Raw genomic sequence first — 19368 nt, 5'->3', positions numbered from 1 at the left:
CGCCTCACAACTGGTCGAAGAGTGCTCTCCGCTTCCGGGTCGGCAGGGTGTCAGGCATGACGGCACGCTACAGGCACCTTCACCAGCCCACCATGCGACAGGCTGGAGTCGAGGGCGGGCGCCGAGTTCGCACCGACGGTGAGATCCTCGGCCGCGCTTCCAGCCCCGGCGATCGCCTCGAGAGTCTGCGCCGCGCAGGACTGGATTCCGACGATGTCAGAAGGTCCACGGACCGTTGTCACGGGACTCCGTCCGCGAGGAGCTGATCGAAGGCAACCGCCGGGCCCGGGCCGACCTCCGAGCAGGGTCCCCAACCATTGCCATGGCTGGCTCAGGCTATGGCTCAGTCGTGTCCGCCACAGGCCTGGCTGGGACTGGGCCCCGCCTGTGAGTCGACGATCCTGGCCTTGATGCGCGGATCGTCGGCGATCTCCGGCGGTAGAATCGTGCGGGAATCGAGCCTCACGGAGGCCAGCTGTGCCGCCGTCACGTGGGTGTTGTGACGGGAAGTCCAGCCGGAGGGCTTACCGTTGACGATCCGCTGGCCCGTGTGTAGATCCGCTCCCCGCAGGTCCGCACCCGTAAGGACGGCGCCGTCGAGGTCCACACCGCGCATGTCCGCGTTGCGCATGTTCGCGCCGAGCAACGAGGCCTTCGCGAGCGAAGCATCCACCAGGCTTGCCTCTTCCAACTGGGCGCCCTCCAAACGGGCATGGCCGAGATCGGCATCGTCCAACCAGTCCCAGCGCAGGTCGGCACCCTTCAGGGCCGCGCTGTCGAGGACCGCCCCGACCAGATAGGCGCAGCGAAAGTCCGAGCCTGGGAGGTTGGCTTTGCTTAGGTCCGCGCCGCTCAGGTTGGAGTTCGGCAGGCGAGCCTGGTCCACTGCGGTCAGATCCAGTTCGATGGTTGCGTTGCGGCTGGTGCTGCGTACAGCGACGTGGGGCAGGCGGGCTTCGCGCAGGTCCACCACTGCACTGCCGTCTTGCCTCGGGTTGCGCCGCGCCAGGACCTCGAAGGCGGCCTGCACGTCTGCTTCGGGGCGGCCTGAGTAACCGGCGCTCTCCGTCCCTGCCGGCCGCGAGTGAGTGCGGATATAGGCCGAGAGGACGTCCACGACGGATGCCTGATCGCGCGGGGAGTCCTTCATGATGCGCTGAAGGGCATAGACGCCTCCCAGCCGGACGTCTGCTGAGGGGTTGCCGAGGTTTCCGACGGCCGCTGTATAGCGGTCAGTGATCTGCCCTCCCCTGGTCGTGTCCGTTTCATTGCGGTTGATCCACACGCTGACGAGGACGGCAGCGAGGGCGGCGAGCGCCGTCACCGTTACCCCGATCGCGGCGCTGAGCAACTCGACACGACGCGTCCAGCTCAGGGTCGGCTCGCCGTCGGCCTCCACACGTCGCCGCTGAGCCGCGACACGGACCGCCGTCGGCCGTGCGGCGGTGGCCGATAGGCCACGCCTCCTGCTTCCTACGGAGAAGAAGCCGGTGACGCGCCCGTCTTCACCGACGTGATGGCGCGTCTGGGTGTTCCCCTCCCCCGTGGACAACCCCGCACCCCCCGACGTGGTCCTGGCCGACAAGGCGTACTCCTCCCGCGCCATCCGCCAGTACCTGCCCAAGCACGGCATCCGCACGGTCATCCCGGTTCCGGCCGAGCAGCGCGCTGACCGCCTGCGTCGAGGGAGCCGGGGAGGCTGGCCACCCGCCTTGGACCGCGAGGCGTACAAGCACCGCAACACCGTCGAGCGGTGCACCAACCGCTTGAAGCAGTGGCGTGGCATCGCCACGCGCTAGGAAAAGACGGCGACCATCTATCTGGCCGGACTCTACGTCGCCAGCATCTTTCTTCGGTCTGCCAGGCCAGCGACTCAGGAGCAGGAGCGAACCGCGTCGTCCCAGGCACCAGGGCTGCGGTAGTGGTTCTTGTGCCCCGCGGCGAGTACGTGGCGCAGTTCGGCAAGATGCTGGGTGTTCGTGGGGAGATCCAGCCGGTCGAGGAGGGCCAGTGCGGCAACCGGTTCCAGGTCGCCGTAGACGTCGTGGAAGCTCGCCCGAAGGCCACGGAAGACGGCTGGGTGCAGGGCGGGAAGCCGCAGGGCGGTGCGGTACGTCGGCTCCTTCACCGTCCAGCGCACCGGGCCCGAACACTCCAGAACACGACGGGTTCGGCGGAGCAGGACTTCCGACCGCTCGGCCACCACTCGGTCGACGTCGTTACCGAGGACCTCGGCGAAGGCCCTCGCGGAGGTGGTGTGGTCCTCGAACCAGTCCACCCACAGCGAGTAGGTGACGGCCTCGACGTCCCGGTCCGCCTCCAGCCGCCGACGGTACCCGTCCCATAGCACGTCAGACGGCAGGGGGCCCTCCGCACCCTCGTTCGCGAACCGGATCTCGCACGTGACCCAGTACTCATCGAGGAGGTCCAGTAGCCCGAAGGCCAACCGGACCTGGTCGGCTGCATCAAGATCTTCGGCGAACACATCGCCGGCCCAGGAATGCGCCACCTCGTTGGATGTGAGCAACACCTCCGGCTTCTCGTCGCTCACCCACCCGTCGCGCACCTGGCTGACGCCCTGATCAGCCAGCCAACGCCGCGCCGCCTCCGCGGCTTGCATCTCCATTCGGGAAGTATGGCAACCCTCGCAAGATCCGGACGAAACGGCCTCGTGCTGCCAGGTCGCCACCACGCCGTACAGGCCGAGGGCGATGACACCGGCGCCGACCCAGATCCATCCCTTGTGCTCGCAGATGCCCTGCCAGACCGGCCAGGCCCCGCCGATCTCGAAAAGGCGGCGCCGGCGAACAGAGCGACGGAACGAGCGACGCTCGTACCGGCCGAACCTACTGGCGGCCCACGCCAGTGATCTTCAGCGGGTCGGCGGACGCCTTGCAGCCGCATCCGCCCTCACCTGCGGACTTGGGCGCGCAAGAGCAGGACCGGCGGCGCTGGCCGAGCCACCAGGTCCCGGTGGCGAGCACGGCCAGGACGACGGCCAGGGCGGGTAGCCACCCCACCACCGCCCCGGCGCCGGCGCCGACGACCCCGGCTGTGATCAGGACGGGCAGCGCGCAGCACGCCACACAGGCCAGAGCGGCAAGTCCTCCGAGCACCTTCGGGGCGCGCTGGCGGCGGTCAACAGCAGGGTCCGGCATGACGCTCCTTGGCGAGGTCGGTGAAAGGGATCGGGCAGCACGTGCTGGACGCACACACGGTCAGGTCGTCGCAGCCGGCCTCGACAGCGGCGGCCAGGGCGGTGCGGATGGTGGTCAGATCGGCGATCTTCGCGTCCACCTCGGCGAGCTTGGCCGCCGCACGGTCCTGGAGACCGGCGACGGAACGGCCGTGGCGGTGGCGGCCGGCCTCCAGGAGCTCGGGGACCTCCTCCAGCGTGAAGCCGAGCCGCTGGGCGGCCTTGATCACCCGCAGCGCGGTCACCGCGTCCTCGCCGTAGAGGCGGTGGCCGCCGTTGCTGCGTTCCGGCTCGGCCAGCAGGCCGCGCCGCTCGTAGTAGCGCAGCGTCTGGACGTTCACCCCGGCCGCCTCGGCGACCTGCCCACTGCGCAGGCCCGCGCTCACCGCGCCTCCCCGGCGGCAGCGGTCCGGGCGGCGAGGGCGTCAAGGACCGGCTCGTGCGCCTGCTTAACGGAGATGTCCAGCCGGATCAGGTCCTGACCGGGGGTGGTGGTGAAGGTGAAGAAGGAGCAGCAGCCGCTCTCGCGCTCCACCAGGTAACGGGCCCGGTCCTCCACGCCTTCTCCGCCCGCCAGGTCAAGGCGCAGGTGGAGCGGCTGGGGCCTCGACAGCGAGGTCAGCCGCTCGGCGAACAGCGCGTCCCACTCGGCAACACGCAGAGGCCGCTCCTCGGCGGGCAGCGTGCAGGACTGCGGCACCCACTCAAGATCACTCATCGCGCTCACTCCCGTCATCAGTCCCCGGTGGCGGGACACCTCCGACGGTAAACCTGTACCTGGGTACCGGTTGCAACCCCGCTGAGCGCACGATTGGCCAACCGAAGTGCTCACTGGCCAAGGAGGACGCCCAGTCACACGGCCGAGACCGACGCGAGAGCGCTGGACCACCAGCGGCGCCCCCACAACTCCGGGGCCGCACCCGGAGTCTTCAATCCCAGGAGCTGGCGGACAACCCGCCCGAGACTGGACGGGACGGACTGCCTTCCGCCAGGGCCAACCAGCCCTCGATCCCACTCGGAAGCTGGGGTCACCGCACACGGCCGGAGCACTGTCATCACGGCCGGAGACCGCCCTGCCCCCAGCCACTGGCGGCGACGTCCGGTAATCCAGGCTGTCGGCACAGACCCTCAGGAAGCACGTTGACGCGCCCAGGCGGGCGGCGAGGGCGGCGGCGCCACGGCTGCGGGCGGCGGTGCGGCGCTGCAACGCCTCGAAGCTGAGGCGGGCCACCCCGGAATCCCAGACCAGCATTTCGCCGTCCAGAACCAAGCCGCCAGGGAGCTGCTAGGCGGCCACGACCCGATCCGCAAACCGCTCCTGGACCAGGGACCCGCGTCGGGTCTGGAGCAGCACCCGCCGGCCCGGTGCGGCCGTGGTGAACAGCAGAGCTCGGTGTCCGTCGAACTTCTGGCGCTCGCCGACCACGCCCGCCGCTGGGCCAGAACTGTCACAAGGATCAAGGGCGAGGCAGTCGAGGCCCTGGATCTCGGCGGCTTTGAGCCCGTGCCCGAAGTGCGGGGAGTGACCGGCAGGTGGCGGGGTGAGAACGCCCTCATCGCCGTGTACCGGGGTGAGGCCGTTGGCCTTGACGTCCCGCAATGCCTCGAAGCCCACATCTACGGGCGGCCTCGACGAGCGGGGCCTCCACGGCGGCTGACTCGTAGGGCTGGATCTGAGCACCTACTTGGCCAAAAGAGCCAACTATCGCGCTCCGTCACAGATTGTGACTGAGCGCCACAGATGTCTGGCCCGACCAACTTCGGTTTGCTCGGCGGTGCGCGCTAGGCATGGCGGGCTTGGCGGGCGTACTCCTGTATATCTCCCATTCCGCCGTACAGAACGTGGCCTCGTTGACGGCGGCGTCCCCAGCCCTCGTCGTGTTCCGGGCCAGCTGGAGTCCGTCCCAGACAGCCGCTGCGTTGGGGCAGAAGTGTAGGCCCAGATCGTGGTCCTCGGCATGTCGGATGATGGCAGCGTCGAGGGCGGAAGGGGACCCGCCGATGAGCGGGATGCCGGCGTGGATGACCTGGGGGCCGGTGCGGCCGTAGGAAGTCACGGCGCCCAGGCGTGGAACGCCGTGAGGATGCCGCCAGTAGTGGGCGCTCACCCCGGCCTTCTCGAACCGCTCCTCGCTGAGATGCCATTGGCCGGCCTTGGCGGACCGCCAGTGGGGGAAGTGCCCGAACCGGCCTGCCGGCCTCTCGCCGTCCAGGGCGGCCGCCACTTCGGGCGGGCTCATCCCGAACCGGAGTGGCCCGACCCGCTCCAGAGGGACCCATTCCCAGAGCGGGCGCTCGTGCTCGGGCACCGTCGGCCAGGCACCGGGGTTCTGTGCCTGCTCGCGGACGTCACGCCAGTGGATGACCGGTGCCGTCGCGTAGGGGTCGTGGGCCAGATCTGGCCCGACGAGCAAGGCAGAGGTGATCATCGTGTCCTTCTGCTCCAGCCAGCCCTCGGCAGACAGTCCCAGTTCCTGCCTCGTTCCCAGAGATACCCCCCACGCTGCGACCTCCGGGTCACCGCTCCAGTTCACCCGCACCGCGGCCTGCTGCGAGCGGGCGAGCTCGTGGATCTCAGCACGGAGCTCGGAGGGGACCCGGCCGATCAACTCGACCTCACCGACCCTGACCAGGGGGCCTTCCAGGGCATTGACCGCCACGGCGACGAGGTTTATCCCCCGGTCGTAGATGCAGGTCAGACCCGTCTTCTGATAGTCCTGCCAGTACATTCCGTCGGCTGCGACCTGCCCGTTGCCAGCCAGCGGTCCGCCCAGGGCGGCCTTCACCTCCTCGGAGCCCATCCCGAACTGCAGCGGACCCACCCCCACCAGCGGATCCAGCACCCAACGCTTCCTGTCTTCCAGCTTCGTACGCAACCCGTCCACCTCGGCCCCTCCCTCAAGCGGGCACACCACCCGCCGATCATGAACCGAGCCTAAGAGGTCCTGACAAAGGCGTTGGACGTGGCGGTGGGTGATGAGGCATGTGGCAAGGCCGAGGAAGGCCTGGTGGATGTCGTCGCGTCGTTCCCATCGGATGCGGAGCCGGCGGAAGCCTTGGAGCCAGGCGATGGTCCGCTCCACGACACCACCGGTAGACGCCGAGGCCGGAGCTGTGCGGGGCGCCGCGGCGGGTGATCACGGGTTTGACTCCCGTCGCCCAGACCAGGCGGCGGTACTTGTCGTGGTCGTAGCCGCGGTCGGCCAGGAGCGTGTCGGGCCGCCTGCGGGGTCGGCCGACGAGGCCGGCGACCGGCGGGATCTTGTTCGGCAACGGCATCAGCTGGGTGACGTCGTTGCGGTTCCCGCCGGTGAGGGAGACGGCCAGGGGGATGCCCTGGCCGTCGACGATCAGATGGTGCTTGCTGCCCGGACCTGCACGGTCGACCGGGCTGGGACCGCTTTGGGGCCCCGTCGAGCGGCCCTGACGTGGGAGGAGTCGATCACCGCCCGCGACCAGTCCAGCTTCTTCGCGACCCGCAGCTTCTTCAGCAGTACCAGGTGCAGTTGGTCCACACGCCGGCCTCGTTCCACGCGGCCAGGCGCCGCCAGCAGGTCATCCCGGATCCAAAGCCCAGCTCCTGCGGCAGGTACTCCCGCTGGATCCCGGTGTGCAGGACGAACAGGATCCCGCACAGGGCCTGCCGGTCCGGCACCCGAGGGCGTCCCTCCACCTGCTTCGGCGCCCGCTGAGGCAGCAACGGCTCGATGGGCTGCCACAGTTCGTCCGACACGATCCACGGCCCGGAGGCAATCGTCCAGGAACCACCGGAGGGGCTGATCTCCACCGTGGACCGTGCCAGGAACCATTGGTGCCGTACGGGCGTCTCTGCCGCCGCAAGTGGAGAGCACCGTCCGGCACCAACGACCTGGGGGGGCACCCGCGATGGCCCGAAAGACCCGAGGAACCTGGAAGACCTGGAGATCCTGGAGAGCGGTGACCACCGCTCTCGTCATCCTGATCTGCCTGACCGCCGCCGGGGCGTCACCCGCCACCGCGGACCCGGGCGGACCGTTCGCGCCCAACGTGGACCAGCACTGCGCCATGCAGAACAGTGGCAGCGGTCCCATGACGACCGCAATACCCGTCGACCGGATCACCCTCAACCTCGAGACCGTCGGTTACCCCCCGACCGACTCCACCATCACCGCCTCCTACACCATCAGCGGCAGCACGAGGACCGGCACCGCCAACGGCACGTTCGACACCGCCAGGAAGAACGCCACGTTCAACTTCTCGGTGCCCAAACCGCCGCCGGGCGCGACACTCACCGTCACCTACCAGGTGTGGGTGCACGGCGTCTACTACAGCAACTTCGTGAGCGCTCCGCTGGCGCCCTGCACCTGGGACAACCCCAGCTACGTCGACGCCTCGACGTGGAACGCCTACGTGACCGTGACCGGCGTCTCCCAGCGCTGCGAGACCGTCGACTTCGGCGTCGGCGGTAGGCACGCCTACATCCGCGAGGACATCGTGACGGTGAACGTCGCGCACGGTCCGTCCTACGGGCCCTCGCCGTACGCGGGCCGGTCGGTCTGGGCCGACTACTGGATCGTCGGTCAGAAGGCCTACACCTCGGGAGCGTCCGGCGTCTTCGACACCGACGGCAAGGCCACGCTGTCGTTCGTGATCCTCACTCCGACCACCGGCGCCGAACTCGACGTGCTGGCAAACGGCCAGTCGGGCTCGCGCACCTTCCCCGGCCACTCCTGGGCCACCATCACCTGCTGACCCGGCACCGACACGTCCGACGGCCTGGCCGGTGAAGAGTTCAACTTCCTCGCGCGCGCCGGGCCCGTGGAGGGCAGGCACGCCCGTGACCGTGCCGCCGCCGGGGCAGGCCAGCTCGATCGACTCCCAGTCGGCCAGTCCCCTGGCCCCGCCCCGAGGCGCTTCCCGCCCCGGGGCGTGGTTGCGGGCAAGGACTGGCGAAGCTCATGGGACACACGACGGTCATCGCGGTACACCCCGAAGGCCTTGACCAGCTCGACGCCCTCGTGAGCGCACACCAGACCGCCAAGTTCCGCTGGCAGGCTGCCGCCGAGCAGCAGGCCAGTGTCCTCGACCTGCGGGGCCGCGGCACTCCGTCAGGCTCGGGCCCTGATCCGCGCCGAGCGCGAGCGGCTACGGGAGGCCGGCACGCACCGGGTGACCCGCTGGCGGACCCTGGCCCCCGTACTCCGCACCGAGCTTGAGGAACACGGGCTGCTGCGGGAGTGGGAGCCGCTACCCGACGGCGCGCGGCAGGCCGGGCCGAACCTCGGCGGGACCGGACTGTACTCGGGCGCCGGGCTCACCGGGCGGCTGTGCGTCACCCTCCCCGACGAGCTGGCCGTACCGCTGCTGCGCGGGGTGTACTGGACCAACCTCCCCCACATCCAGGCCGTCGAAGAATGGGGCGGCCGATGGGGAACGGACGCAACCCGCGAGAACCCGCCGCCCGGGGCGCTCCCTCAGGCCGCAGTGGCGATTTCCCGGGCCGGCTGCGTCTGCTCGTAGGCGTGGCCGACCCGCAGGAGCGTGGGCTCGCCGAGGGGACGGCCGAGCAGCTGCATGCCGATCGGCATGCCGGCCGAGTCGTGGCCGACCGGAACGGTGAGGGCGGGCACTCCGGTGATGTTGGCGGGGGCGCAGAGGCGCACGTAGGCGTCGGAGACGCCCTCGACGGTGCCGTCGGGCCAGGTGACCGTCGCCTCGTCGGCGCCGACTGCGGGCATCGGGACGCTCGGGGCGGCGATCACATCGACCTGATCCAGCATCCGTGCCCACTCGGCGCGCATGAGCGTGCGGGCACGTTGCGCGCGCACGTAGTCCCCGGCGCTCATCAACTCGCTTGCCTCCAGGAGGATGCGGACGTCCTCCTGGTACAGATCGGGGACCGTGCGCAGGCTGCCCTCGTGGTAGGCCCCGGCCTCCGGCACCATCAGGCCCCACTGGGTGGCCTGGATGTAGCGGGTCATCGGGATGTCGACCTCGACGAGCCGTGCGCCCAGGGTTTCCAGCTGCCCGATGGCGTACCGGACGGCGGCCTCCACCTGCGGGTGGACGTGGTCGAAGTAGTAGGTGCGCGGCACGCCGATGCGCAGCCCCGTCAGGTCGGTGCCGGCACCGGGCCGGTAGTCCGTGGCGGGCACGGACAGGGAGGCGGGGTCGCGCGGGTCATGTCCGGCCAGTGCGGTCAGGACCAGGGCGGCGTCCTCGACGGTGCGGGTGATCGGGCCGACGTGGTCCAGCGACCAGGACAGGGAGGTGACGCCGTGGCGGGGGACGAGACCGTAGGTCGGCTTGAGACCGACGACCCCGTTGAGTGCGGCGGGCACCCGGATCGACCCGCCTGTGTCGGTGCCCAGGGCGAAGGTCGCGGTGCCCGATGCGACGGCGACCGCGGAGCCGCCGCTGGAACCACCGGCGACCCTGCCGCGGTCCCAGGCGTTGCGGGTCTGCGGGGTGGTCAGGCCGAACGCGAACTCGTGGGTGTGGGTCTTGCCGAGCAGGACCGCGCCGGCCTCGCTCAGACGCGCGGCGACCGTGCTGTCCGCCGTCGCGCGATGGTCGGCGCGCACCCGGGAGCTGGCCGTGGTGGCCATCCCGCCGACGTCGATCAGGTCCTTGAGTCCCATCGGGATGCCGTGCAGCGGTCCCCGGTAACGGCCGTGCGCCGCTTCGTCTTCGGCCTCGCTCGCCGCCCGGCGTGCCTGCTCCGCGATGACCGTGACGTAGGCGCCGAGGTGCGGTTCCGCTTTCTCGATGCGATCGAGGACGGAGTCGACCAGTTCGACGGGGGACAGTCGCCGGGCACGGATCGCGTCCGCGGCGGCGGCGAGGGACAGCTCATACGGTTGCATCGTGCGGCTCCTGTCCGGCGCGGTAGGCGGCGGCGGGCGGGACGTCCGCGAAGTCCAGCTCGCGCAGGACGGCGACGACGCCGTGGATGTGGTTGGCGACCGCGGCGACCGCGGCGTGGCGTTCGGCAGGCAGCACAAGTCCGGCGCGGGCGGCCCAGCGGGCGGCCTCGGGCGGTGTGAGTTCGACGGTGGACATGGGTGTTCTCCTTTTCGGTCGAGGTGGGAGCGGCGGGGTAATCGTGGCCATAAAGGCAAATTGTTTGCTTTAGGCGGCTGCAGGCGCGGCAGCTGCTCGGGGGCCCGCGCGGCGCGGCGGGCGGACCGGCCGCGTGATCAGGCCGCGGTGGCCGGGATCTGGCGGCCGTGCTCGGCGAGCAGCCGGTAGTGGCCGTTCTCCCGGCTGACGGTTCCGGCGGTCGGCTGCGGGAAGTGGGTGCCCAGCAGCAGGGCGTCGGTGTCCGCCAGGGCCTCGAGCAGCCGGGCGCGGGTGCGGATCGCTTGGGCCGGGTCGGTGTCGACGCAGCTGTGCACGTGGGGGTGGGACAGCTGCACGGGGTGGTGGATGCTGTCGCCGGTGATCAGCGCCTGGCGCTCGCCGCCGCGCAGCTCCACGGCGACCTGCCCCGGGGTGTGGCCCGGCGCCGGGACTAGGAAGACGCCGGGCGCCACCTCGTGCCCCTGCTCGGGCACGTCCACGAGGTCGTACTGCCCGGCGTCGCGGACGGGGTGGACGGAGTCACGGAACATCTGGCTGCGCGCCTCGTCCAGGTCGGTGGCGGCCCAGTGGTCCCATTCGGTGCGGCTGGTGAGGTAGCGGGCGTTGGGGAAGGTGGGGACCCAGTCCACACCGGCGAGGCGGGTGTTCCAGCCGACGTGGTCGGTGTGCAGGTGGGTGGTGATCACCAGGTCCACGGACTCGGGCGGGAAGCCGGCCGCCGTCAGGCGCTCCAGGAAGTCGGTGTCGAGACCGTTCCATGCCGGGTTGGCGCGGGTCTTGGCGTTGCCGATGCCGGTGTCCACGACGATCCGCAGCCCGCCGGCCTCCACCGCGAAGCTGTGGCTCGCCAGCCGCGGGACGTCGGCGTCGGCGAAGTCGGGGCGCAGCCACGGCGCCTGGTCCAGCACCTCCTTGGTGGCGTCCGGCAGCAACCAGGGTCCGGTCTCCCGCGGCAGTTCGATCTCGTCGACGCGGCGTACGGCGATGTCGCCGAGGCTCCATCCGGTGCTGGTGAGGGGGATGGCCTGACGGGGCGTGGTGGTGCTCATCGGTGGGTCCCTTCGGGTTGGGCGGGCGGGGCGGGAAGGTCGGGCCGGGTCAGGCGGTGCGGGGCCGGCGCACGGCGCGGATGAGGCCGAGCAGGGTCAGCAGGATGACGGTCGCGGCGTAGAGCGAGACGGCGGTCTGCAGGCCGTAGAGGTTGGTCAGCAGGCCGGCGAGGACGGCGGGGATGCTCATGGCCAGGTAGCTGAGGACGTAGTAGGCGGCGAGCGTGCCGGCGCGTTCGCCCGGGGCGGCCGGGGGCAGCAGCAGGCGCAGGGCGCCTTGGGTGACGGCGCCGAAGCCCGCGCCGGCCAGGGCGGTGCCGACGAACAGCGCGAGCAGGCTGTGCAGTTGCGGGCCGCTCAGGGTCAGCAGGGATCCCGGGATCAGGAGCGCGGTGCCGACGAGGCTCACGGTGCGGGCGGGCAGCGCCCGGGCGGCGTAGCCGGCCAGTCCGGCTGCGGCCGTCAGGGTGAAGAAGACCAGGCCGCCGGTGGCGCGGGCGGCGTGCGGGGCGATGAGCCGGGCGAGTGAGGGGCCGAGGGAGGAGTAGAAGCCGCCCAGGGCCCAGGCGGCGACGATGCCGGGCGCGGCGAGCTCCATGGCCGGCCGGGAGGCGGGGGCGATGGTGATCGTGGGGCGCAGTGAGTGCCAGGCGCCGGGGCGGGGGCGGGCGGTCTCGGGGGTGAGCAGGACCGCGGCGGCCTGCGCGGTGAAGAGCACGAGCAGTAGCAGGTAGACGGTGCGGGTGGGGGCGGGGGCGTACTGGAGGAGGGCGGTGGCGGCCAGCACGCCGAACGCCATGCCGGCCACGGGGGTGATGCCGTTGGCGGCCGTCGCCCGGCCCGGGCGCTCGGGGTCCTCGAAGTCGAGCAGGGCGGCTCCGGCGGCGCTGGTGGCCACCCCGGTGGCCAGGCCCTGCAGGATCCGGGCGGCGACCAGCGCCGGCACCCCCTGGGCGGTGGCGAAGAGGACCATCGCGAGGGCCTCGGCCAGCAGCGCCCCGGCGAGGACCGGGCGTCGGCCCAGGTGGTCAGAGAGCGTGCCCGCGGTCAGCAGTGCTAACAGCAGGGCGAGCGCGTAGGCGCTGAACACGACGGTGAGCGCCATGGCCGAGAAGTGCCAGGCGGCCTGGTAGAGCGCGTAGAGCGGGGTCGGTGCGCTGGAGGCGGCCAGCAGGGCGATCAGGACCGAGGCGTGCAGCGGGAACGCGCCGCGGTGGCTCAGCACGGGCAGGCGGCGGGGACGGGAGGGCCGGGCGGTGACGCTGGTCATGGAAGCACCTCTGAGCCTTAAGGCGAATGCTTTGCGTTAAGGACTCTAGGCCAGCGTCACCCTGAAACGCAAATACTTAGCTTTTAGCGGCCGCGGGAGGGGATGCGCTGCGACCGAGCGCCATCCCCACCAGGTGATCGGTGTAGGCCGCAGACAGGTCCGACGGGCGGAACAGGATCCGATACATCAGGGGGGCGACGACGACGTCCAACAGGGTTTCCACGTCGGGCACGGCCTCCCCGCGCCCGGCCGCGCGCACCCCGACGGCCTTCAACTGCTCGGCGGCGTAGTCGGAGCAGCGAGCCGAGTTGCCCTGCTCGGGGTCGCCCAGCAGGGCGTCACGGATGTACGTTCGGCCCGCCGTCGAGGACATCTCCTCGGCGAACTGCACCGCCCACGCCTCCAGGTCCGCCCGCAGGCTGCCGTGGTCCGCCGGCGGGGCGTCGGGGCGCAGCCGCTCGACGGCCACGTCGGACAGCAGTTCCCGCAGATCCCCCCAGCGTCGGTAGACGGTGGACGGTGTGACTCCCGCGCGGGCGGCGATCAGCGGCACGGTGAGCGCGTCCCGCCCCAGTTCCGCCTCGAGATCGCGGACGGCCTGGTGCACGGACTGCTGGACGCGGGCGCTGCGCCCGCCGGGGCGTGTGGTCGCTCGGGAACTCATACACACAGCTTAATGCGAAGAAGTTGCGTCTGGCTGGAGGTCGACCTGGCCGGACCGTCTGCTTGATCATCCGGGTTCCCCAGGTGGAGGAACGGCGGCAGGACGCTCCCGGCTCACGGGGCAGGCTCACGGGCGAATGGCGTCGTGCCGCTGCGCTGAAGTCGATGTTTGCGTGTCTGCGCCTCGGTCGATCAGGGCGGCGAGGGCGTCGAGGACACGTTGCAGGCCGAAGGAGTAGGCGTGGGCGGGATCGTAGGCACTGTTTTGTGCGGCGCCTGCGGCTGCGCCGACGCGGACGGCAGTCGGGTAGGCCTTCTCGTCGAGGACCCGGGCGAGGAGCGGGGCGTTCAGCTCCCACCACTGCTGGTCGTTCAGGGCGCTGTCTTGCTGGGCGGCGCGGGCATCGGTGGCGGCGCGGGCGCATGCCTGCACGAAGGTGAGCAGGTGGGTCAGGCAGTCGTCCATCTCGACATCGCTGAGGCCGAGGCCGTCGAGTGCGGACAGTTCGTGCTCGTACTTTGACATCTGCCCCGGTCCCAGTGGAGGCCTGACGGTGCAGACGGCCGCGGCCCATGGGTGGCGTTCGAAGAGGGCTTTGTTCTCCTCGGCGATGGCGGTGACGCGTTGGCGCCACGGCTGTCCGGCGGTGTCGGTGCGGTGCATGCGGGCGTAGGCGGAGTCGAGCATGAGGTCGAGGAGCTCTGCCTTGCCGGGGACGTAGGTGTAGAGCGTCATCGGCACCACGCCGAGTTCCTTGGCCACTCGGCGCATGGTCACCGCGTCCAGGCCCTCAGCGTCGGCGATGGCGGTGGCAGCCTCGACCACCGCGTCGATGTTCAGTCCCCGTCGCGGTCCTCGGCGGCTCTCGGAGGAGGAGCCACGCCACAGGAGTTGCAGGGTGCGGGTCGGGTCACCTGAGCTGGTTCGTTCTGCCGGCATGGGGACCATCCTTGCGCACACCCATTCTGTACGCTGTACATTATACGTCGTACAGAGATGGTGTTCAGTGCGAATCTCAGGAAGAGCTCTCATGAAGATCACCGCTAGTGCCGTATCACTCAACGTCGACGACGTACCCGCATCCAGCGCCTTCCTCGTTGAGCACTTCGGGTTCCGCGAGGAGATGGCCGCCGACGGCTTCGCGTCCCTGACGCACGACGACGCCGGCATGAACGTCATCTTTTTGCGGCGAGGGCTTGAAAGCCTTCCGGCAGACCAGCGCGACGAGCACGCCGCAGGCCTGATCCTCGCCTTCGTCGTCGAGGACCTCGAAGGCGAGCTGGCGCGCCTGCGCGCCGAAGGCGTCACGATCACGATGCCGCTGACCGCCGAGGAGTGGGGCGAGCGAGCCTTTCAGGTCCGCGACCCCAATGGCGTCATCGTCCAACTGGTCGACTGGAACGCACCCACCAGCCACTGAAAGGCCCGGACAGAGGAGACGCTGTGCGGCGAACCGTGAACACGCAGCGTTCCACCTCGGGCATCGATCTCGTGCACCGGAATCCTGGCCTGCCCGGTGTCGAGCCCGGACCTATGCCGACGCCCTGCGCCCGGGACGGACGGACCGCCCCGCCCAGCCAGCCGCCGACGGCTGGGGCCCGGCTTCAAGCCTGTCGGTGAGCTGCTCCGGCATAGGTCCTCTCACTGGCAGGGCGAAAGCCATCAAGGTCGGCACCAAGGCCTTCAAGATCTACAAGGAGGTCAAGGCCTACGCCGCCGTCCACGCCGGCGAACGCGGCGCAGCACAAGCCGCCGAATCCCTCAGCAAGGCCAAGAAGGCCTTCCAAGAAGGCCTTCAAGGAAGCCAAGGACGCCGAGGCCAAGGCAGCCCAGTCAGCTGAACGAAAAGCCGCAACAGAAACCGCAAGCGATACCGCCAGCACCGAAAGCGAAGCCGCCAAGGGGACGACCAACGCCGACGTCAAGGGCGGCGGGGCAGACGCCAAGACCGAACCGAACTCGTGCAACAGCCTCCCGGCCGGCGTCCGTGTGCCGATGGCCGACGGCACGTCGAAGCCCGTCGAGGACGGCCACGGAGATGCCGAGCGTCGCCTCGCCTTCTCCGCCGGCCGCCTCGCGACAAGCCCCGACACCGAAGACCCCTTATACGCCGACGAACTGCGCCTGACCCTCGGCCTGACCTCCCGAACCCAGCGGCCGGCCGTGCGCGCGAACACCCCACCGCCGTGAACGGCATCCAGATTGTCGGAGCGCAGTAGCGCAGTAAAGCCTCGGTGGCGGCGACGCGGCTCTGCTGGTGCCCGTCCCCGTCCAGTGCGTGGCACTCCGTCAACGCCAAAGGCGACGTCTGGATCGCCTACGCAAAATTCCAGACTGCTGACCAGCAGACACAGCCTCTTCGCCCCCCGCGCGACGGCGCCTCCGGCGCGACCGCAACGTCACCGCCAAGAAGGGCGCCTGGGACAGGGCGTCCGCTGCCTCCCTGGTGAAGATCGGCAGCGCGCCGGCCACCACACCGGTGACGGCCAGGCTCTCATCGTCCGCAAATAGCGCCCAGCCGGCCAGGTCGTGAAGCTCCACGTTCTTCACGATCCACCGCCGCAGGGTTGAACGTGTTCAGTTCACCTGTACGCTTGAGCCTTGGCGCAGGAGCTGCGCCATTGGCGAAACCGCTCCATGGTCAACGCCCTGATCCACGGCTGCTGTTATCTGATGCCGGCCACGGCCTTCAAGGGGTTTCATGCCCGTCCAAGTTCCGCCGCCCGGCCCGCCGCCACCGCCCGGATACGTCATCCCCCTGCCGCCACCTCCGCGGAAGGAGATCGGGGCGGTGAAGCTGATCGGCGGTTCCTGCCTCGTCTTCGCCGCTGTCACGGCGCTGCTCCTGTGGATTGCTCTGCTGCTGTTGTTCTCCTGAGCTTGTCCTACCTTCCAAGCGTGAGTCTGAGACGGTCATTCGTAGGTTCGTCGGGCCAAGGGTCGGGGTATGGCTACGAGCTTGTCTCCGTCAGGGCGATGCAGCTCAAGCCCGCGAATCGGCGGCCCTTCTCCTCTCCAACCTCGACGAGCTGCTGGCCCGCTCCACGGAAGCGCTGAGGGCGCACGACATACCCACCCCTTCTACCAGGACCTCTGACCGCCCAGGGGCAGCCCGGCGCGCCTGCAGCACGTGCGGAAAGGCGCACCGTTTCACCAAGGGATCACGTCACCATGAAGGCGGAGATGCTCCAGCTGCGGCCCCGGTCGTCGAGAGCGGTCGCACGACGTCAGCGCCCGGGATTTCCCAGCGTCTGGTGAGCCGTTGCGAAGCGGTGCTCGGTCGGCTTCAGCACGTCGTAGAGGTAGCTGAAATACTCCGTTTCCGCCGTTCCCGTAAGGACCGCCAGCAGGAAGGCGAGGCAACCCATGTCGTGGGGTTCCCACAGGGGGCCGCGCCCCTCGTTGTAGAGCACGGCCCACTCGTCGGGGTGCTGACCGGGCCGCACCAGCCAGTACAGGAACGCCCCCGTGCCCTCCTCGAACGCCCACGGTATGACCCGCGCCCCAGCCTCCAGCAGGCCGGCGGGCTTCGCCTCGAACTCCCACAGGTCGGCCAGGATCTCGTCCCGTTCCGCCCTCTGCGCGTGCAGGTCACAGTCACGGTGGGCGGAGCCGGGGACGAGCAACCAGATCGTCTCGTCGAAGAGGCCGTCACCGTACGTCTCGACGAGCTGCTTGTAGTCGGCGGGCAGAGCCGTACCCAGGGCCCGCTCTGCCTGCGCCCAGTCCACCGCGGGCGGCGGTTCGACGGGCGGCGGGCAGAGGCGGACGAGGGCATCGAGGGCATCGAGGGCATCGAGGGCGATCATGAAACGGACGCTACTGGAATCCCAGCCGGTGCCCCCGGGCGGGTCGGCCGGCAGGCGAAGAGCCGCCCAGACACCCCGACTCAGCACGCCCTTGAGACGCTCGCGCCGGCCATCCATCACCCACAGGGGACAAGTAGCGCACTCACTCACATTGGGTGGGGCCGAGCGCCGTAGATGGCCCGTACGGCCAAGTACCGCGCTCAGTTCTCGGGCTGTCCCGGGTGGACCAGCGGCGGCAGGAGATCCCGTTTGTTCGTCGGGTCGGTGATCCTTTGAGGATGCGTGCCGCCCGCCTGATCCGTATGGCTCTCCTGATCCAATCGAACCCCGGCCTGACCGCGGCTGCCCTCGCTCGTGAGCTGGAGATCTCCGAGCGGACCGTGATCCGCGACGCCCAGGCGTTGCAGGAGGCCGGCGTCCCCGTCCGATCGGAGCGGGGCCGGGTAGGCGGGTACTTCCTCGCCGCGGGATACCGGACCCGGCTCACCACGCTCCATCGGAACGAGGCGGAGACGCTCTTCCTGTTCGGTCTACCCTCGGCGTTGCAGGATCTGGGGCTGTCGGACGCGGCGGAAACAGCCCGGCTGAAGCTGACCGCGACCCTGCTCCCGTCGGTACGCCAGGCCGCCGAGTCCTCGGTGCGCCGCTTCCACCTCGACGCCCCGGCCTGGTTTCGCGAACCCGCCGCCCCTGAACTGCTGCCGGAGCTGGCCCGCGCGGTGTGGGCGGACCGGGCCGTCCGACTGTCTTACGCGCGGCCCGGCCGAGCCGACGCCCGGTCCTCTCCCGTGGCGCGGGTGGTGGAGCCGTACGGGCTCGTGCTGAAGGCCGGCACCTGGTACGTCGTGGCCCGCGTCCCCGGTGGGCGGGAGGATCACGACGGCGGCTGGCGTACCTACCGCGTCGACCGGATCACCGCCCTCGAACCCGCACCCGGCGCGGAGGAGCCGTTCGTGCGCGACCCGTCCTTCGAGCTGGCCGCGCACTGGGAGGCCCGCTCGGCCGCCTTCGCCCGCACCCTGCTGTGCACCACCGTCACGATTCGGCTGACCGGCCGGGGGCTACGGCGGCTGCCCGCAGTCGTGGACGGGGCTGCCGTCGTGGACGCGCTCGCCTCCGCGAGCGCCCCGGACGCCGCTGGCCTGGTCACCCTCGACCTGCCGACGGAGTCCGAGGAGGTCGCCTTCGACCAGCTGGCCCGGCTCGGCGCGGACGCCGAGGTGCTGGCCCCGGCTTGCCTGCGCGCCCGCTTCCGTGAGCGCGCCGCAGCCCTGGCCGCTCTCTACCAGGCCGGCCCTCAGGAGAGGGAACCTGAGGAAGCCGAGGCTCAGCGGTAGTCCTCGGGGGATCCTTCCTTGCCGCCGTAGATGACGTCCTCGAAGTAGGCCCAGGCGTCGGGCTGGCTGCCGTCCACGTCCGTCACCCCGTACACCCTGGCGAGTTCCCCGCTGGAGGTGGACTTGCCGTTCCACCGCTTCGCGCGGTCCGGGTCGGCGGCCAGCGCCGCGACCGTGCGGGCCAGGTAGCGCGGGGACTCCGCGATCGCGAACGCCGGCTCCTGGGCGATCGCTTCACGCCAGTTCTCCTCACTCACACCGAAGTGGGAAAGCATCTGTTCCGAGCGCAGGAAGCCCGGGGAGACCGCGACCGCCGTGCCCCCGTACTCCGCCAGCTCCTGCCCCAGCCCGAACGCGAGGCGGATCGGGGCGTTCTTCGCCAGGTCGTAGTAAATGTTCTCCCGGTAGCGGCGGTTGGAGTGCGCGGTGCCGTCGGTCACCTCCACATGCAGCGGCGCGTCGGAGCGGATCAGCAGCGGAAGCAGCAGTGCCGCCGTGATCACGTGCGAGCGCGCGCCGAGCTCCAGGATCCGCAGACCGTCAGCGAGTGGTGTCTCCCAGCTCTTTTTCCCGAACACCGAGGTGGCCAGCAGGTGCTCGCCGCCCCACAGGTCGTTGACGAGGATGTCGAGCCGCCCGTGCTCCCGGTCGATCCGCTCGACCAGGGCGCGCACCTGGTCCTCGTCGAGATGGTCGGTGGGAACCGCGATCCCGGCGCCGCCCGCCGCGGTGACGAGTTCGGCGCTCTCCTCGATGGTCTCGGTGGTCCGGCCGACCTCGCTAGCCCGGGCCCGGGTGGTACGGCCGGTGACATACACGGTTGCCCCGGCCCGGCCCAGCTCCACGGCCTGAGCCCGGCCCGCCCCGCGGGTGGCACCCGCCACGAGCGCGACCCGCCCCGCGAGCAGACCCGCTGGGCTGGCCTGCACGGTGTTCTGAGTGTTCTGGGTGGTGATGTCTTCGTTGTTCATGTCATCCATC

General features: G+C 70.3%; 21 protein-coding genes and 2 pseudogenes. 7 read left to right on the top strand and 16 right to left on the bottom strand.

What is annotated here, in order from left to right; genetic code table 11:
* Positions 1 to 343: 343 nt before the first annotated feature.
* Complete coding sequence (locus tag ACIPK4_RS31465; RefSeq protein ID WP_402318975.1) at positions 344 to 1399, bottom strand: pentapeptide repeat-containing protein; 1056 nt, start codon at positions 1397 to 1399, stop codon at positions 344 to 346.
* A gap of 130 nt (positions 1400 to 1529) precedes the next feature.
* Between ACIPK4_RS31465 and ACIPK4_RS31460 the strand changes: the two genes are divergently transcribed.
* Positions 1530 to 1799: a transposase gene (locus tag ACIPK4_RS31460; RefSeq protein WP_402318972.1), complete on the top strand. Its 270-nt coding sequence runs from the start codon at positions 1530 to 1532 to the stop codon at positions 1797 to 1799.
* A 74-nt stretch (positions 1800 to 1873) separates the two neighbouring features.
* Here ACIPK4_RS31460 and ACIPK4_RS31455 read toward each other — a convergent pair whose 3' ends face one another.
* The 7 genes and pseudogenes from ACIPK4_RS31455 to ACIPK4_RS31425 form a co-directional block, all read right to left on the bottom strand.
* A complete protein-coding gene (locus ACIPK4_RS31455) occupies positions 1874 to 2626 on the bottom strand; it encodes a hypothetical protein (RefSeq protein WP_402319055.1) in 753 nt (250 codons plus the stop codon).
* 42 nt (positions 2627 to 2668) lie between these two features.
* Positions 2669 to 2811, bottom strand: a pseudogene (locus ACIPK4_RS31450) (hypothetical protein); the annotation flags it as partial.
* Between the two features lie 35 nt (positions 2812 to 2846).
* Complete coding sequence (locus ACIPK4_RS31445) at positions 2847 to 3158, bottom strand: hypothetical protein (RefSeq protein ID WP_402318969.1); 312 nt, start codon at positions 3156 to 3158, stop codon at positions 2847 to 2849.
* Positions 3139 to 3582 (bottom strand): MerR family transcriptional regulator, encoded by a 444-nt coding sequence (locus ACIPK4_RS31440; RefSeq protein ID WP_402318966.1) that lies wholly within the window; start codon positions 3580 to 3582, stop codon positions 3139 to 3141. The genes ACIPK4_RS31445 and ACIPK4_RS31440 overlap by 20 nt, the downstream gene beginning before the upstream one ends.
* Positions 3579 to 3914 carry a hypothetical protein gene (locus ACIPK4_RS31435; protein ID WP_402318963.1) on the bottom strand — a complete coding sequence of 112 codons (336 nt, stop codon included), beginning with the start codon at positions 3912 to 3914 and terminating at the stop codon, positions 3579 to 3581. Before ACIPK4_RS31435 ends, ACIPK4_RS31440 begins: the two co-directional genes overlap by 4 nt.
* 567 nt (positions 3915 to 4481) lie before the next feature.
* On the bottom strand, positions 4482 to 4811 hold the full coding sequence (locus ACIPK4_RS31430) for a hypothetical protein (protein WP_402318960.1): 330 nt from the start codon (positions 4809 to 4811) through the stop codon (positions 4482 to 4484).
* A gap of 1342 nt (positions 4812 to 6153) precedes the next feature.
* Positions 6154 to 6950 (bottom strand): annotated as a pseudogene (locus ACIPK4_RS31425) (IS5 family transposase); the annotation flags it as partial.
* Between the two features lie 182 nt (positions 6951 to 7132).
* Between ACIPK4_RS31425 and ACIPK4_RS31420 the strand changes: the two are divergent.
* A complete protein-coding gene (locus ACIPK4_RS31420) occupies positions 7133 to 7927 on the top strand; it encodes a hypothetical protein (protein WP_402318957.1) in 795 nt (264 codons plus the stop codon).
* Positions 7928 to 8251: 324 nt separating this feature from the next.
* Complete coding sequence (locus ACIPK4_RS31415; RefSeq protein ID WP_402318954.1) at positions 8252 to 8695, top strand: hypothetical protein; 444 nt, start codon at positions 8252 to 8254, stop codon at positions 8693 to 8695.
* Here ACIPK4_RS31415 and ACIPK4_RS31410 read toward each other — a convergent pair.
* From ACIPK4_RS31410 to ACIPK4_RS31385, 6 genes are all read right to left on the bottom strand, one after another.
* The gene (locus tag ACIPK4_RS31410) at positions 8650 to 10041 is read right to left on the bottom strand and encodes an amidase (RefSeq protein WP_402318951.1); all 1392 of its coding nucleotides are present in this window, start codon (positions 10039 to 10041) and stop codon (positions 8650 to 8652) included. The two genes, ACIPK4_RS31415 and ACIPK4_RS31410, sit on opposite strands and share 46 nt — an antisense overlap.
* The gene (locus tag ACIPK4_RS31405; protein WP_402318949.1) at positions 10028 to 10237 is read right to left on the bottom strand and encodes a hypothetical protein; all 210 of its coding nucleotides are present in this window, start codon (positions 10235 to 10237) and stop codon (positions 10028 to 10030) included. The genes ACIPK4_RS31410 and ACIPK4_RS31405 overlap by 14 nt, the downstream gene beginning before the upstream one ends.
* A 137-nt stretch (positions 10238 to 10374) precedes the next feature.
* Positions 10375 to 11307 (bottom strand): MBL fold metallo-hydrolase, encoded by a 933-nt coding sequence (locus tag ACIPK4_RS31400; RefSeq protein WP_402318946.1) that lies wholly within the window; start codon positions 11305 to 11307, stop codon positions 10375 to 10377.
* 49 nt (positions 11308 to 11356) lie between these two features.
* The gene (locus ACIPK4_RS31395) at positions 11357 to 12577 is read right to left on the bottom strand and encodes an MFS transporter (RefSeq protein ID WP_402318943.1); all 1221 of its coding nucleotides are present in this window, start codon (positions 12575 to 12577) and stop codon (positions 11357 to 11359) included.
* A 76-nt stretch (positions 12578 to 12653) separates the two neighbouring features.
* Positions 12654 to 13241, bottom strand: a complete 588-nt coding sequence (locus ACIPK4_RS31390; RefSeq protein WP_402318941.1) for a TetR/AcrR family transcriptional regulator — start codon at positions 13239 to 13241, stop codon at positions 12654 to 12656.
* Positions 13242 to 13367: 126 nt separating this feature from the next.
* Positions 13368 to 14180: a TetR/AcrR family transcriptional regulator gene (locus ACIPK4_RS31385; RefSeq protein WP_402318940.1), complete on the bottom strand. Its 813-nt coding sequence runs from the start codon at positions 14178 to 14180 to the stop codon at positions 13368 to 13370.
* A 91-nt stretch (positions 14181 to 14271) separates the two neighbouring features.
* Between ACIPK4_RS31385 and ACIPK4_RS31380 the strand changes: the two genes are divergently transcribed.
* The 3 genes from ACIPK4_RS31380 to ACIPK4_RS31370 all read left to right on the top strand — a co-directional run bounded on the left by ACIPK4_RS31380 (position 14272) and on the right by ACIPK4_RS31370 (position 16119).
* Positions 14272 to 14661, top strand: coding sequence for a VOC family protein (locus ACIPK4_RS31380; protein WP_402318938.1), 390 nt, complete (start codon positions 14272 to 14274; stop codon positions 14659 to 14661).
* A 575-nt stretch (positions 14662 to 15236) separates the two neighbouring features.
* Positions 15237 to 15431, top strand: coding sequence for a hypothetical protein (locus tag ACIPK4_RS31375; protein WP_402318935.1), 195 nt, complete (start codon positions 15237 to 15239; stop codon positions 15429 to 15431).
* A 511-nt stretch (positions 15432 to 15942) separates the two neighbouring features.
* On the top strand, positions 15943 to 16119 hold the full coding sequence (locus tag ACIPK4_RS31370; RefSeq protein WP_402318932.1) for a hypothetical protein: 177 nt from the start codon (positions 15943 to 15945) through the stop codon (positions 16117 to 16119).
* A 349-nt stretch (positions 16120 to 16468) separates the two neighbouring features.
* Here ACIPK4_RS31370 and ACIPK4_RS31365 read toward each other — a convergent pair whose 3' ends face one another.
* A complete protein-coding gene (locus ACIPK4_RS31365) occupies positions 16469 to 17050 on the bottom strand; it encodes a hypothetical protein (protein ID WP_402318929.1) in 582 nt (193 codons plus the stop codon).
* A 278-nt stretch (positions 17051 to 17328) separates the two neighbouring features.
* On the opposite strand from ACIPK4_RS31365, the gene ACIPK4_RS31360 reads away from it, so the two are divergent.
* Positions 17329 to 18387 carry a helix-turn-helix transcriptional regulator gene (locus ACIPK4_RS31360; RefSeq protein WP_402318927.1) on the top strand — a complete coding sequence of 353 codons (1059 nt, stop codon included), beginning with the start codon at positions 17329 to 17331 and terminating at the stop codon, positions 18385 to 18387.
* Here ACIPK4_RS31360 and ACIPK4_RS31355 read toward each other — a convergent pair.
* Positions 18378 to 19358: an SDR family oxidoreductase gene (locus ACIPK4_RS31355; RefSeq protein WP_402318924.1), complete on the bottom strand. Its 981-nt coding sequence runs from the start codon at positions 19356 to 19358 to the stop codon at positions 18378 to 18380. The genes ACIPK4_RS31360 and ACIPK4_RS31355 overlap by 10 nt on opposite strands.
* Positions 19359 to 19368: the final 10 nt, after the last annotated feature.

The organism is Streptomyces sp. NPDC086989 (assembly GCF_044745505.1).
GTDB lineage: Bacteria > Actinomycetota > Actinomycetes > Streptomycetales > Streptomycetaceae > Streptomyces.
This window is presented reverse-complemented; position numbering and strand designations above follow the sequence as displayed.

Bases quoted from the DNA above. Each gene is read 5' to 3' on its own strand.
- ACIPK4_RS31445 (WP_402318969.1), bottom strand. From the start codon at position 3,158: ATGCCGGACCCTGCTGTTGACCGCCGCCAGCGCGCCCCGAAGGTGCTC.
- ACIPK4_RS31390 (WP_402318941.1), bottom strand. From the start codon at position 13,241: ATGAGTTCCCGAGCGACCACACGCCCCGGCGGGCGCAGCGCCCGCGTC.
- ACIPK4_RS31365 (WP_402318929.1), bottom strand. From the start codon at position 17,050: ATGATCGCCCTCGATGCCCTCGATGCCCTCGATGCCCTCGTCCGCCTC.
- ACIPK4_RS31435 (WP_402318963.1), bottom strand. From the start codon at position 3,914: ATGAGTGATCTTGAGTGGGTGCCGCAGTCCTGCACGCTGCCCGCCGAG.
- ACIPK4_RS31355 (WP_402318924.1), bottom strand. From the start codon at position 19,358: ATGAACAACGAAGACATCACCACCCAGAACACTCAGAACACCGTGCAG.
- ACIPK4_RS31405 (WP_402318949.1), bottom strand. From the start codon at position 10,237: ATGTCCACCGTCGAACTCACACCGCCCGAGGCCGCCCGCTGGGCCGCC.
- ACIPK4_RS31380 (WP_402318938.1), top strand. From the start codon at position 14,272: ATGAAGATCACCGCTAGTGCCGTATCACTCAACGTCGACGACGTACCC.
- ACIPK4_RS31370 (WP_402318932.1), top strand. From the start codon at position 15,943: ATGCCCGTCCAAGTTCCGCCGCCCGGCCCGCCGCCACCGCCCGGATAC.
- ACIPK4_RS31410 (WP_402318951.1), bottom strand. From the start codon at position 10,041: ATGCAACCGTATGAGCTGTCCCTCGCCGCCGCCGCGGACGCGATCCGT.
- ACIPK4_RS31400 (WP_402318946.1), bottom strand. From the start codon at position 11,307: ATGAGCACCACCACGCCCCGTCAGGCCATCCCCCTCACCAGCACCGGA.
- ACIPK4_RS31360 (WP_402318927.1), top strand. From the start codon at position 17,329: ATGCGTGCCGCCCGCCTGATCCGTATGGCTCTCCTGATCCAATCGAAC.
- ACIPK4_RS31395 (WP_402318943.1), bottom strand. From the start codon at position 12,577: ATGACCAGCGTCACCGCCCGGCCCTCCCGTCCCCGCCGCCTGCCCGTG.
- ACIPK4_RS31375 (WP_402318935.1), top strand. From the start codon at position 15,237: ATGGCCGACGGCACGTCGAAGCCCGTCGAGGACGGCCACGGAGATGCC.
- ACIPK4_RS31455 (WP_402319055.1), bottom strand. From the start codon at position 2,626: ATGGAGATGCAAGCCGCGGAGGCGGCGCGGCGTTGGCTGGCTGATCAG.
- ACIPK4_RS31385 (WP_402318940.1), bottom strand. From the start codon at position 14,180: ATGCCGGCAGAACGAACCAGCTCAGGTGACCCGACCCGCACCCTGCAA.